This window comes from Bradyrhizobium sp. USDA 4506 (assembly GCF_054058795.1).
In genome coordinates, this window is record NZ_JBSSBM010000002.1 from 6,305,263 (window position 1) to 6,318,538 (window position 13,276).

Annotated in this window: 12 protein-coding genes; 9 read left to right on the plus strand and 3 right to left on the minus strand. The window is 65.2% G+C overall.

The features are described 5' to 3' along the window. The first annotated feature begins 23 nt into the window (after positions 1–23). The gene (locus ACVIHF_RS31910) at positions 24–1,340 is read left to right on the plus strand and encodes a mechanosensitive ion channel family protein (protein WP_456793108.1); all 1,317 of its coding nucleotides are present in this window, start codon (positions 24–26) and stop codon (positions 1,338–1,340) included. A gap of 167 nt (positions 1,341–1,507) precedes the next feature. Then, the gene (gene map / locus ACVIHF_RS31915; protein WP_028340441.1) at positions 1,508–2,332 is read left to right on the plus strand and encodes a type I methionyl aminopeptidase; all 825 of its coding nucleotides are present in this window, start codon (positions 1,508–1,510) and stop codon (positions 2,330–2,332) included. Between the two features lie 25 nt (positions 2,333–2,357). Here map and ACVIHF_RS31920 read toward each other — a convergent pair whose 3' ends face one another. Next, positions 2,358–3,077 (minus strand): DNA-3-methyladenine glycosylase I, encoded by a 720-nt coding sequence (locus ACVIHF_RS31920; RefSeq protein ID WP_168858339.1) that lies wholly within the window; start codon positions 3,075–3,077, stop codon positions 2,358–2,360. A gap of 125 nt (positions 3,078–3,202) precedes the next feature. On the opposite strand from ACVIHF_RS31920, the gene radC reads away from it, so the two are divergent. From radC to ACVIHF_RS31945, 5 genes are all read left to right on the plus strand, one after another. Then, positions 3,203–3,916: a RadC family protein gene (gene radC / locus ACVIHF_RS31925; protein ID WP_057019521.1), complete on the plus strand. Its 714-nt coding sequence runs from the start codon at positions 3,203–3,205 to the stop codon at positions 3,914–3,916. Positions 3,917–4,280: 364 nt separating this feature from the next. Then, entirely contained in the window at positions 4,281–6,404 is a 2,124-nt protein-coding gene (glgX, locus tag ACVIHF_RS31930) for a glycogen debranching protein GlgX (RefSeq protein ID WP_310881083.1), read from the plus strand. Positions 6,405–6,705: 301 nt separating this feature from the next. Then, complete coding sequence (locus tag ACVIHF_RS31935) at positions 6,706–8,571, plus strand: sigma-54-dependent Fis family transcriptional regulator (protein ID WP_310881084.1); 1,866 nt, start codon at positions 6,706–6,708, stop codon at positions 8,569–8,571. Between the two features lie 82 nt (positions 8,572–8,653). After that, the gene (locus ACVIHF_RS31940; RefSeq protein ID WP_456793109.1) at positions 8,654–10,237 is read left to right on the plus strand and encodes a hypothetical protein; all 1,584 of its coding nucleotides are present in this window, start codon (positions 8,654–8,656) and stop codon (positions 10,235–10,237) included. Further along, positions 10,237–10,641, plus strand: a complete 405-nt coding sequence (locus ACVIHF_RS31945; RefSeq protein WP_310881086.1) for a hypothetical protein — start codon at positions 10,237–10,239, stop codon at positions 10,639–10,641. Before ACVIHF_RS31940 ends, ACVIHF_RS31945 begins: the two co-directional genes overlap by 1 nt. A gap of 9 nt (positions 10,642–10,650) precedes the next feature. Here the strand turns inward: ACVIHF_RS31945 and ACVIHF_RS31950 are convergent, their stop codons facing one another. After that, the gene (locus tag ACVIHF_RS31950; protein WP_456793110.1) at positions 10,651–11,406 is read right to left on the minus strand and encodes an SDR family oxidoreductase; all 756 of its coding nucleotides are present in this window, start codon (positions 11,404–11,406) and stop codon (positions 10,651–10,653) included. Positions 11,407–11,853: 447 nt separating this feature from the next. Between ACVIHF_RS31950 and ACVIHF_RS31955 the strand changes: the two genes are divergently transcribed. After that, on the plus strand, positions 11,854–12,330 hold the full coding sequence (locus tag ACVIHF_RS31955) for a hypothetical protein (protein WP_253606316.1): 477 nt from the start codon (positions 11,854–11,856) through the stop codon (positions 12,328–12,330). Positions 12,331–12,474: 144 nt separating this feature from the next. Here the strand turns inward: ACVIHF_RS31955 and ACVIHF_RS31960 are convergent, their stop codons facing one another. After that, on the minus strand, positions 12,475–12,879 hold the full coding sequence (locus ACVIHF_RS31960; RefSeq protein ID WP_456793111.1) for a hypothetical protein: 405 nt from the start codon (positions 12,877–12,879) through the stop codon (positions 12,475–12,477). A gap of 45 nt (positions 12,880–12,924) precedes the next feature. On the opposite strand from ACVIHF_RS31960, the gene ACVIHF_RS31965 reads away from it, so the two are divergent. Continuing rightward, complete coding sequence (locus tag ACVIHF_RS31965) at positions 12,925–13,176, plus strand: LysR substrate-binding domain-containing protein (protein ID WP_456794139.1); 252 nt, start codon at positions 12,925–12,927, stop codon at positions 13,174–13,176. The last annotated feature ends 100 nt before the right edge of the window (positions 13,177–13,276 follow it).

Below are 13,276 nucleotides of genomic sequence, written 5' to 3' on the forward strand. Positions count from 1 at the left end.
CGCTTCGAGTTGAGATTTTGCCGATGGACATGAACTGGAAGGACGTCCTCGAATCGATCCAAATGGCGGCGCGCTCGGTCGGCGCCGAGGTCGCCTCGCCCTGGTTCTATCTGCAATTCGGCATCATCCTCGCCGCCGCGGGCCTCGCCTACGCCGCCGATACCGCCATTCATGCGCGGGTCGACATGTCGTCGCTGGCGATGCGCTGGCCGCTGCCGCTCCGGCACTTCGCCCGCGTGATGGTGAAGAGCGCTTCCACCGCCGTGTTCGCGGTCCTGATGATCATCTCCCGCATCGTGATGTGGCACGCGACCTGGCCGAGCCGCAGCTATCTGATCGCGGTCTCCGCCAAGCTGGCGCTGGCCTGGCTGGTGATCCGCCTCGTCACCTCGGTGATCGACAACGCCTTCATCGTGAAAACAGTCTCGATCGCGGCATGGGTAGTCGCCGCCCTCAGCATCATCGGCCAGCTCGACTGGGCGGCCGACACGCTGGATGCGTATGCGGTCGTGGTCGGCGGCCTCCGCCTTTCTCCGCTGCTGCTGATCAAGGCCGGCGCGCTCCTGATCGTGGCGCTGTGGCTGACCAACCTCGCCGGCAATTTCGCCGAGAGCCGCATCAACCGCGCCACCGATCTGACGCCGTCGATCCAGGTGCTGCTGGTCAAGATCATCCGCATCGGATTGATGGTGACGGCGATCGTGATCGCGCTCGGCGCGGTCGGCATCAACCTCTCCGCGCTCGCGGTGTTCACCGGCGCGGCCGGCGTCGGCATCGGTCTCGGCCTGCAGAAGATCGTCGCCAATTTCATCAGCGGCCTGATCCTGTTGGTCGACAAATCGGTGAAGCCCGGCGATCTCGTCACGATCGGCGACAATTCGGGCCGGATCAGCGCGATGAAGACCCGCTACATCTCGGTCGCCGCCGGCGACGGCCGCGAGTTCCTGATCCCGAACGAGGACCTGGTGACGCAGAAGGTCACCAACTGGACCTATACCGACAAGAACACGCTGGTGAAGATCGCCTTCTCCACCAATTACGACGCCAATCCGCGGCAGGTCTGCAAGCTCGCGATCACGACCGCGGCGGCCCATCCGCGCGCCACCAAGGGCCGGTCGCCGAACTGCATCCTGACCGAATTCGCCGAGGCCGGGATGAAATTCTCCCTGACCTTCTGGATCGCCGACCCCGACGGCATGGACAATGTGAAGAGCGACGTCATGCTGTCGCTGTGGGACGCCTTCAAGCAGGAGGGCATCCGGGTGCCCTACCCGGTGCGGGAACTCCGCATCCGCGGCGGCGCGCTGCCGGTCGAGAGCGTGGTCGAGGTCTCCAATTAGCGCTTGAGCGCGGTCTTTTCGCCGCAGCGGTGGCCGCTGTTCCGGATATGGCCTGAAAATCAAGCCGTTTGGACATGTCCCCATGCCCAACCTTGGCTTGCGCCGGGCGCGCCGATCATTAAATTAGGGCCTGAAATCAGCCCCTTGCCCGCAGAAACAGCCCGCCCATGAGCTATATCGACGCCACCGACACCTCGCTTCGCAAGACCGGTCAGATCAAGCTGCACGGACCGAGCGGCTTTGCCGGCATGCGCAAGGCGGGCGCCCTGGTGTCGAAATGCCTCGATGCGCTCACCGACATCGTCAAGCCGGGTATCCCGACCTCCGTCATCGACGAGTTCGTCCGCAAGTTCGCCTTCGACCACGGCGCCTATCCGGCGACGCTGATGTATCGCGGCTATCGCTACTCGACCTGCACCTCGATCAATCACGTGGTCTGCCACGGCATGCCGGGCGACCGGCCGCTGAAGGAAGGCGACATCGTCAATGTCGACGTCACCTTCATCGTCGACGGCTGGTACGGCGACTCCAGCCGCATGTATGCGATCGGCGCCATCGCGCGGAAGGCCGAGCGGCTGATCGAGGTGACCTATGAGGCGATGATGCGCGGCATCGCCGCGGTGAAGCCCGGCGCCACCACCGGCGATATCGGCCATGCGATCCAGAGCTTTGTCGAACCGCAGGGCATGAGCGTGGTGCGCGACTTCTGCGGCCACGGCCTCGGCCGCCTGTTCCACGACGAGCCGAACATCATCCATATCGGCCGCCCCGGCGAAGGCGCGCCCTTGAAGCCCGGCATGTTCTTCACCATCGAGCCGATGATCAATCTCGGCAAGCCGCATGTGAAGATCCTGTCCGACGGCTGGACCGCGGTGACCCGCGACCGTTCGCTGTCGGCGCAGTTCGAGCACTCGGTCGGCGTCACCGCGGACGGCGTCGAGATCTTCACGCTGTCCGAACGCCATGGCGAGAAGCCGTGGGTTCAGGTCTAATCGGGTTGAGCTGTAACCGTCCTCGTCAATAATCGCTCCGCGTGCGCTCGATGATCTCCTCGGGCGTGTGGTTCTCTCCGATCGACATCGCGCAGATCCGCGACAGATGCAGATAGGACAGTCCGGTCTCCTCCGCCCAGGCGTTGAACTGCGCCTGCACCTTGGCGAGATCGCGCTTCGACTTGACCTCCTCGGCGATATCGAGGCCGGCATCGCGCAGGCAGGCGACGACGTCGCGCGAGGTGACGAATCCGTCCCAACCGAGGAAGCGCAGCAGCATCTGTCCGGTGTTGCCGCCGAGCCGGCTGCCGCGCTTAGCCAATAGCTCCAGCAGTCCGACCTCATCCGATGACGGCCAGGCGCTAAGGAATTTGCCGAAGCTGCCGTGCTCGCGCGCGATCTCCTGCACGAAGCGGCCGTTGTCGCGCACCGACATGATCTTGGCGCCGTTGCGCACGATCCTGGCGTCGCTGACAAGCTTTTCCCAGAATTCGTCGGGCTTGAAGGCGAGCTTGGCGGGCTGAAAGCCGAGGAACGCCTCCTCGAAGCCCGGCCATTTGGCGTCGATCACGCTCCAGGCAAAGCCCGCGCAGAACACGCGCCTGGTCATCTCGGCCAGCACGCGGTCGTCGCCGAGCTTTGCCAGCGCCTTGGCGCCCGCCGGCGGCCGCAGCAGCTTCTCCAGCGCCTTCGGCCCGCCCTTGCGCTTCTCGGCGCGCGAGCGGATCACCTTGAATGATGTCACGCGGCCCTCCCCCTCTTTTCTCTCGAACCGTTGCCGCCGACGGTAATTCGCCCGAAGCATCGTGGCAAACCCGGCAGTTGCATCGGCTCTTGCAAATCGCCGCGAGCACGGCATGGTTGTGGCCGATGCCCGCCAAAGCCAGTGACAGCCCCGATCAGCCCGACGAGACGCCACATTATCACGGCCATCGCGAACGGCTGCGCGAGCGGTTCTATGCGGCGGGGCCGGACGCGCTGACCGACTACGAGCTCTTGGAGATGGCGCTGTTCGCCGCGATCCCGCGCCGCGACACCAAGCCGTTGGCCAAGGCGCTGTTGAAGAAGTTCGGCTCCTTCGCCGAGGTGGTGCACGCGCCGGTGGCGCGGTTGCGCGAGGTCGAGGGCGTCAAGGATGCCTCGATCAACCAGATCAAGCTGCTCGCCGCAGCCGCCGGCCGGATCGCCAAGGGCGAGATCAGGCGCAACATCGCGCTGTCGTCCTGGAACGACGTCATCGACTATTGCCGCACCGGCATGGCGTTCGCCGACAAGGAGCAGTTCCGCCTCCTGTTCCTCGACAAGCGCAACCAGCTGATCGCCGACGAGGTGCAGCAGACCGGCACCGTCGATCACACCCCGGTCTATCCGCGTGAGGTGATCAAGCGCGCGCTGGAATTGTCCGCCACTGCGCTGATCCTGGTGCACAACCATCCGTCCGGCGATCCGACGCCGTCGCAGGCCGACATCCAGATGACGAAAGCCATCGTCGACATCGCAAAGCCGCTCGGAATCGCCGTGCACGATCACATCATCGTCGGCAAGAACGGGCATACCAGCTTCAAGGGCATGCGGCTGATTTAGCATAGCACTCAACAAGCCCTCCGCTGTCGTCCCGGCTTAGTGCGCAATTGCACACGGGGGCCGGGACCCATAACCACGGGGTTGCGTTGTCGAAGCACGCTGTGGCTCCAGCTTTGCAAGCCAATTTGCTTTCGTGGTTATGGGTCCCGGGTCGCGCTGCGCTTGCCCGGGACGACATCGAGATTGTGGCAGAGAGTCATACGACCGCATTCTCGCGACATCTCTTGCCGAGCCTTGCATCTCGTTCCGCCCGCGTCATACGAACCAAGCGTAACTGCCGCTAAACTAGCCCATGCAACGTTTCCCGCGCGGCGGCGTTTGTTGCAGATTGATCTGACGGCCTGTCAGGGGCCTTGGGGGACCGATGTCCGATTACGTCATTGAGGAGGGGCTGCCCTATCCGCTGGGCGCCCACTGGAGCGGCCACGGCACCAATTTCGCGGTGTTTTCCGCCAACGCCACCAAGGTCGAGGTGTGCCTGTTCGACGGCGAGCGCGAGACGCATCGCTTCGAGCTGCCCGAATACACCGACCAGGTGTTTCACGGCTTCATCAATGGCGTGCAGCCGGGGACGTTCTACGGCTATCGCGTTTACGGTCCCTACCAGCCGGACGGCGGCCACCGCTTCAACCCGAACAAGCTGCTGCTCGATCCCTACGCCTGCGCCCATGCCGGCAGCCTGACCTGGAATCCGGCGGTGTTCGGCTACAAGATGGAGAGCGGCGACGACCTCACCTTCGACGAGCGCGACAGCGCGCCGTTCATGCCGAAATGCGTGGTGGTCGATCCCAATTTCGACTGGGTCCAGGAGGCGCAGCGGCAGGACGTGCATTGGGACGAGACCGTGGTCTACGAGACCCACGTCAAGGGGTTTACCAAACAGCACCCGGGCATCGACGAACATTTGCGCGGCACCTATGCCGGCTTCGGCTCGAACGCTGCGATCGACCATCTCAAGGCGCTCGGCATCACCTCGGTCGAGCTGCTGCCGGTGCATTCCTTCATCAACGACAGCAACCTGCTCGACAAGCACCTGACCAATTACTGGGGCTACAACACCATCGGCTTCTTCGCGCCGGATCCGCGCTACGCCGCCGACGTGCCGAACAGCCTGCGCGAATTCAAGGAGATGGTGTCGCGGCTGCATGGCGCCGGCCTCGAAGTCATTCTCGACGTCGTCTACAACCACACCGCCGAAGGCAATGAGCGCGGCCCGACGCTGTCGTTCAAGGGCATCGACAATGCGAGCTATTACCGCCTGCTGCCGGACAAGCGGCGCTACTACATCAACGACACCGGCACCGGCAACACGGTGAACCTGTCGCATCCGCGGGTGATCCAGATGGTGATGGACAGCCTGCGCTACTGGGCCGGCCACATGCATGTCGACGGCTTCCGCTTCGATCTCGGCACCATCCTGGCACGTGAGGTCTACGGCTTCGACGAGCAGTCCGGCTTCCTCAAGGCGATGAACCAGGACCCGCTGCTCGCGACCGTCAAGCTGATCGCCGAACCCTGGGATTGCGGCCCCGGCGGCTACCAGGTCGGCGGCTTCCCGGCGGGCTGGGCGGAGTGGAACGACAAATACCGCAACGTTGTGCGCGATTTCTGGCGCGGCGAGGCGGCGCCAGGCAGCCTGGCACCGCGGCTGCTCGGCTCGCACGACGTGTTCAACCGCGAGGGCCGCCGCACCTGGGCCAGCGTCAACTTCATCACCGCCCATGACGGGTTCACGCTGAACGACTGGGCGAGCTACAACAACAAGCACAATGAGGCCAACGGCGAGCACAACAATGACGGCTCGTCGGACAACCACTCCTGGAATTGCGGCGCCGAGGGCCCGACCGCCAATCCGGATATCCGCACTTTGCGCGAACGGCAGAAGCGCAACATGCTGGCGACGCTGCTGGCCTCGCAGGGCACGCCGATGCTGCTCGGCGGCGACGAGTTCGGCCGCACCCAGCGCGGCAACAACAATGCGTACTGCCAGGACAACGACATCTCGTGGTTCGACTGGAATTTTTCCGACGACGGCGGGAAGCTGCTCGCCTTCACCAAGCGGATGATCAAGCTGCGGCGCGACTACCCGATCCTGCGCCGCAGCCGCTTCCTCTCCGGCGATCGCGATCCCCAACTCGAGATCCGCGACGTGGTCTGGATCAGCACGACAGGCGTGGAGATGACGCAGGCCGACTGGAGCACCGGCTGGATCAAATGCTTTGGCGTCGTGCTCGACGGCCGCGCCCGCAAGACCGCGATCGCGCGCGAGGGCGAGGACGACACGGTGCTCGTTATCCTCAACAGCTTTGAGGGCGAGGTGGACTTCAAGCTGCCGCGGACGTCAGCCGGACCGCGCTGGTCGTTGCTGCTGGATACCAACGCGCCGGAACAGCCGGCAGGCGCGCAGTTTGCGTTCGACGGCACGTACAGGGCAGTGGGGCGTTCGTTCGTGCTGCTCACGACCGGCGAGATGAAGTCATCCCCGTAGCCCGGATGCAGCGCAGCGAAATCCGGGAATGCCCTCGCCCGTTGCACGACCGCCCCGGATTACGCGGAGCTCCATCCGGGCTACGCCTTCTCCTTCCCCCTGAAAGGGGGAAGGTCGGGATGGGGGTCAGCCGCAGGCGATGCTGCAAGCCGAGAGAGCAGATCCCCACCCGCTTTGCTCTCACCAGCAAAGCGACCTCCCCTTTGCAAGGGGAGGTAAGAGTCCCGCGACGCCGTCGGCCAATTGACATTCGGCCGCGGACTGCCAGACTTCGCGGAAAATTAGGGGTGGAGACCTCTGGATGGCCAATCTTTCGGCCTCAAATCACGTCGCCCGTGTTCTGTCGGCGGCCAACCAGGTGGCCGGCGTCGACACCGAGACGCGGATCGCCGCGTCCTGGCGGCGCTGCCTGGTCAATCACAACCTCGATCCGGCCCGGCGCGGGCCGCCGCAGACCCTGACCGAGGCCGAGATCCGGCACATCGCCGAGCCGATGGAGGATTTGATCCAGGTCGCGATCCCCGAGCTCGAGGACCTCGCCCGCGTGCTCCACGACTCCGGCTACTGCGTCAATCTCGCCGATCCCAACGCCACCATGCTGGTGAGCCGGTTGCCCGGGGGCGACTACGCGCGGATGTTCCTTGAGTGGAAGATCTACACCGGCTCGAACTTCGCCGAGACGTTCGAGGGTACCAACGGGCTTGGCACCGCGCTCGCCGAGCAGCGGCCGATCCTGGTGCATGGCGACGAACATTTCCGCGAGCAGTGGCACATGTTCACCTGCGCGGTGTCGCCGCTGTTCGATCATGCCGGGCGGCTCGCCGGCGCCGTCAACATCACCTCGTGCCGCAGCGACCTCGGCCGCAGCGCGCATGAGCTGGCGCTCGCCGTCACCACGGAGGCGACGCGGCGGATCGAGCAGTCGTTCTTCCGCCGGCGCTACCGCGCCTCCTGGATCGCGATGCTGCCCGGCGACGGGCACGGCATGCTGGCCTATGACGACGATCGCCGTGTCGTCGGCGCCTGCCGCACCGCGCGCGCCGCGTTCGGGCTGACCGATGCGATGATCGACGACGGCATCGACCTGTCGCATCTCGTTCAACTGGACGATCGCGCGACGCGTGCCGCGGACGAGCAGGTCGCGCTGCGCCGCGCCGACGGCACGCCGTGGGGCCGCGGCCATCTGGCGCCGCCGGTGCGGGCGCGTTCGCCGCGTCCACCATCCACGCCGCCGCGCGAAAAGCCGGCCGGACAGTTTTCCGGCCTGCACCGGCTGGCGGGCCGCGATCCCGTGCTGATCAAGGGCGTGAAGCGGCTGATGACGGTCGGCAATCTCGACCTGCCGATCCTGCTGCATGGCGAGACCGGCGCCGGCAAGGACGTGTTCGCGCGCGCCATCCATGCCGCGAGCAACCGCGCCGGCCGCAACTATGTCGCGCTGAACTGCGCGGCGATGCCGGAGAGCCTGATCGACGCCGAGCTGTTCGGCTACGAGGCCGGCGCCTTCACCGGCGCGCGGCGCGAGGGATCGAAGGGGCTGATCGTGCAAGCCAGCGGCGGCACGTTGTTCCTCGACGAGATCGGCGACATGCCGCTTTCGCTGCAAACCAGGCTGCTGCGCGTGCTGGAAAACCGCGAGGTCTGGCCACTCGGCGCGCTGAAGCCTGTCACCGTCGACATCCGCCTGATCAGCGCCACGCACCGCGACCTGGCGCGGATGGCTGAGGACGGCAGCTTCCGCTCCGATCTGTATTACCGGCTGCGCGGCATGGAGATCCGCCTGCCCGCGTTGCGCGAGCGTGCCGACCGCAAGGACGTCATCGCACAGATCGCCGACGAGGAAGCGCCGCACTGCCGCATCGCGGCCGACGCCTGGGCGCAGCTGATGGCCTATCCGTTTCCCGGCAACATGCGCCAGCTTCGCCACGTGCTGCGGCTCGCCGGCGCCACCGCGGAGGACGGCGTCATCACCGAGGCGGATCTCGATCTGCCGCCGTTCAGCGCACGCGGCGCGGAGGCCGATCACACCGCGAGCGAGCGCGCTGCGATCGTCGATGCATTGCGCGCCAATGACGGAAGAGTGACGGACGCGGCCAAGGCGCTCCGGCTCAGCCGCGCGACGTTGTACCGGAAGATCAAGGCGTTAGGGATCGCGCTGGACAGCTAGATCGGAACGCCCCCGCTGTTCCGGCGGTGCGGGAAAGGTGATATCGTACGGTTTTCGCCTTCAACGCCACGGAGCGGGTCCCATGACACGGTTTCCCCTCGCTGTGGTCGTTGGCCTCATTGCCGCGACCATTTCGCAGCCTGCCGCCTCGGATTCCACTGAGCAACGATTGGGCAAAGTCCATTTCGTGACATCCTGCAAGCCCGAAGCGCAGGAGCTGTTCGATCGCGCCATGCTGTATCAGCATTCGTTCTGGTACAGCGCGTCGCGGCGCACCTTCGAGGAGGCGCTGGAGGCCGACCCGCAATGCGCCATCGCCTATTGGGGCATCGCGCTCAGCTATCTCTACAATCCGCACGCGCCGCCGCCGCCGGAAAACCTTCCGCTCGGCCTTGAAGCTGCGAAAAAAGGCCAGGCGCTGAATGCCGGCACCCCGCGCGAGCGCGAATACATCGATGCGATCGCGGCGATGTATGTCGACTACGACAAGGTCGATCACCGCACCCGCGTGCAGCGATTCCTCGCCGCCGAAGAGCAGGTCGCGATGCACTATGCCGACGATGACGAGGCGCAGATCGCCTATGCGATCACGCTCAACGTCGCGGCCTCGCCGGGCGACAAGACCTACGCCAACCAGCTGAAGGGCGCGGCGCTGCTCGAACCGATCTTCAAGCGCCAGCCCGAGCACCCCGGCATCGCCCACTATCTGATCCATCTCTACGACTACCCGGCGCTCGCGGAGAAGGGCCTCCCCGCGGCGATGCGCTATGCCAAGATCGCCGAACACGCGCCGCATGCCCAGCACATGCCGTCGCACATCTTCACGCGCGTCGGCTATTGGAAGGAGTCGATCGCCTCGAACAAGGAATCCGCGCGCATCGCCAAGCAAGACGGCGAACAGCAGGACCAGGCGCACGCGATGGACTATCTGGTCTATGCCTATCTCCAGCTCGGCCAGGACAAGGAGGCACGTGCTGTGATCGACGAGCTCGGCAAGCTCCAGTTCAAGCTCGACCGGTTCGCAGGCCCCTTCGCGGTGGCGGCAAGCCAGGCCCGCTATGTCTTCGAACGCGGCGACTGGAAGAGTGCCGCCGCGCTTCAAGTGCATCCCACCAAATACGCCTATGCGGATGCCATCACCTATTTCGCCCGCGCGGTCGGCGCCGCGCGCTCGGGTGACCCCGCCGCCGCCAAAGCCGATGTCGCCAAGCTGATCGAGCTGCGCGACAAGTTGAAGGACGCCAAGGACGCCTACTGGTCCAACATCGTCGACATCCAGCAGCAGATCGCGAGCGCCTGGGTGCTGTACGCGGAAGGCAAATACGACGATGCGCTCAGCGCGATGAATGCCGCCGCGGAGGCGGAAGACAAGACCGAGAAACATCCCGTCACCCCGGGACCGCTGGCGCCGGCGCGCGAGCTCTACGCGGCGATGCTGCTCGATCGCGGCATGGCCGCCGACGCGCTCGCCGCCTATGAAGCCGTGCTCAAGAAGGAGCCCAACCGGCTGGCGACTTATCTCGGCATGATCAAGAGCGCCAAGGCGGCTGGCGATCAGGCCAAGATCCGGGAATGCGCCGATCAGATTGCCCGGCTCACCGCGGATGCCGATCTGTCGCGGCCGGAGTTGATCGAATTGCGCCAGACGACCGGAAGCAAGCTGTGATGCCACGGGCGACATGGCGCAACGGTGGAGCGGCGCTGCTCGGCGCCGTTGCGCTATCGCTTTGCCATACGCCGCCGCTCGGTGCGATGGAGATCCTCGGCCAGGCCGGCGTACTCGGCGAATGGGAGCTGACCGGACATCTCACCGAAAGCGCGCCGGGCGCGCCCAGGCAGTTCTCCGGACCGCTCAAGATGAAGCATGTGGGCATCTGCACGCAGGACGGGCCGGACGAACGCGCCGGAGAGATCAAGCTGCAAATCACGGGCGCGGATTCGCAGGTCACCGCCGAGCTGGTGCTGGACGGCGCGCCCTGCACCTACAGCGCCCGCAAGGCGCGCAACTACGAAGGCACGCTGTCCTGCGAAGGACGCGCGCCCGTCCCGCTGCTGGTGTGGCTCAAATAGCCGATACCGTCAGGCGGCCGGCCGCGCGCGGCGCAGCCATTCGTTCAGATCGATGCGGCCGAGGCGCGCCTCGCCGAGCGGCACCAGCGAGTGCTGCTCGACCCGGCCGCCCCAGTAAAGCGCGTCAGGGTCTTTCACCACCTCGCGCGGGTCGCCTTTTGCCTTCAGGTACCGCGCCACGATCTCGTTGAACGGCGCGCGGTCGGGACCTGCAATCTCGACGATGCCGTTGCGCGGCGGCTCGAGCGCGATATCGGCGACGAGCGCGGACACGTCCTCCGCCGCGATCGGCTGGAACAGGCCGGGCGAGAGCCTCACCGTGTTTCCAACCGCGCCCGCATCGGCGATCGCGCCGACGAATTCCATGAACTGGGTCGCGCGGATGATGGTGTAGGGAATCCGGGACGCCTCGATCAGCTTCTCCTGCGCCACCTTGGCGCGGAAGTAGCCGTTCTCGGGCGTGCGGTCGGTGCCGACGATCGACAACGCGACATGGTGCCTGACGCCGGCCGGCTTCTCCGCCGCCAGCAGGTTGCGGCCGGAGGTCTCGAAGAACTCCATCACCGCCTTGTCCTCGAACGAGGGCGAATTGGCGAGGTCGATCACGACGGCCGCGCCGGCCAGCGCCTCGTTCAGCCCCTCGCCGGTGATGGCGTTGATGCCGTTCTTCGGCGAGGCGGCGACGACGTCATGGCCGCGCTGGCGCAGAATGGCAACGGTCTTTGAGCCGATCAGTCCGGTACCGCCGATCACAACGATCTTCATGGTGATACTCCTTGTCGGTGACGAGGTTTCTTGAGACATGCTTGCCGGATCGTCATGGATACGTCGATCCGCAGCAACTTCGATAGTTGCCGCGCGCGGTCGCCCACGGCAGCGGGGAGAAGGATTGGTGAGTTGGCGCTACCTCCTCGATCGCTCTCCCGCACGCAACCATACTATAGCATGCCACGGCTGTTCTGATGTCGCGGAACCTGTCATCCGATGCGTCGTCTGACGAGCATGAGACGTTGGTGGCTACGCTTGCTGAACCTCTTACCGTCACGTAGACTAATGCGTGCGTTCCAGCCAGCGTGCTGGGGTACCGAAAGCTTCGGCCGCTGCCGGGATATCACCGCGGGCTCTCTTTCGTGCTGCAACGCAAATGCTGGGCATGACGTATAGCCCGCTGTGCACTCCTTGATTTGATTTCAGCAAACGCAGGAGGAGTCTATGCGGAATTTTATCACCTTTTTCGTTTCCAGCGCGGCAATCGTCGTTGCGGGGTCGACCGCGTTAGCGGGTGAGAAGGTGCTCGAGTTCAAGCTCGTCACCAAGCCTGTCGACGTCAAGGTCATCGAGGCAGCAAACGTCGAGGGGCAGACGGTCGTTTCCGGCAAGTTCTTTGGTGTCGCCATCTTCAGTGATGGCCATATCGGGGTGAAGGAGTTCGTCCATTCAGGAGACATGCTGAAGGGCTCGGGCTCCTATTACGGTTACAGCACCTACACGTTCGAGGAAGGCGCGATCACCGCGCGTTACACCGGCGCGATCAAGGACGGAAAATCAAACGGCGAATATACGATCCTCTCGGGCACGGGCGCCTATGCGAATGCGACGGGCACAGGAACGATCGAAAGCGCGCCGAACCCCTTCAAGGGGGTCAATCTTCTGAACATCAAACTGGTCGTGAGAACGCCGGGGTCATAGCAGCGCAGCGTCCGCGGGACCACGGCAAGGACAGCGACGCCTCACATGAGCGTTGGCTCGGCCAGCGGTCGCACGGCCGCGCCGGGCCCACGCCATCAAACGCGGCGCCGCGGTAAGCCGTGTTCAGGCTCTGCCACGGCCGGCTCACCATGACAGTGGCAGCGGTTTGCCCTTTTCAAGCCGGGTCAGACGGGCCGCCAGATTGAACTTGGCGAAGACGTCCAAAAGCTGGTCCTGGCTTTCGCGCAGATGGCCCCAACCTTCGTTGTGGACCGCGACAAGTGCTGCGTCGGGAAAGGCGTGCGCAGCCTCCAGCGCATCCTCGCTGCCCATCGTCATATGGAAACGGCCGCGGGGCTCCGCGGCGCCCGTGAACAGCACGACGAGCTTGGGCGAAAACCGCCTCGCGACCTCGGCGGTGCCTTCGAACCAAAGCGTATCGCCGGTGACGTAAAGCAGGTCTCCCGGCTGCTCGGCGCCGAGCGCAAATCCAACCACGTCGCCGGCGACGAGCCCGTGTTCGTCGGTTTCGACGAGGCCAATGCCCATCTTCCCGAAGCGCTGTGGTTGTTCCGGAAATTTCCCCATGCGCGCATGTCCTTCCGGACCAGCAACCAGGCCGCGCAGGCCGCGGCCGCACAGGCCGGCGCGGGCATAGCCCTGCTTCCGCATTTCATCGGCCGAGCCGAACGGAAGCTGTGTGCCTGCAAACTCGCGCACGCCCCGCCGCCACGCGAACTTTGGCTCGTCACCCGGCGCCGCGACCGAAATGACCCTCTCGTCGGCACCGTTGCCCGGCATCTCGCGGACATCTTCGCCAATGAGCGCGTGCTGTTCGAGGATTAGGCTCGCTACGGAGCAGCAGGTCTCAGGCAACCGAATTGCCGTCAGGCGAGATGGCCGGCGCGCAGATCATCAAGAGATGCGGGGGAAGGCCTTAAGCGCA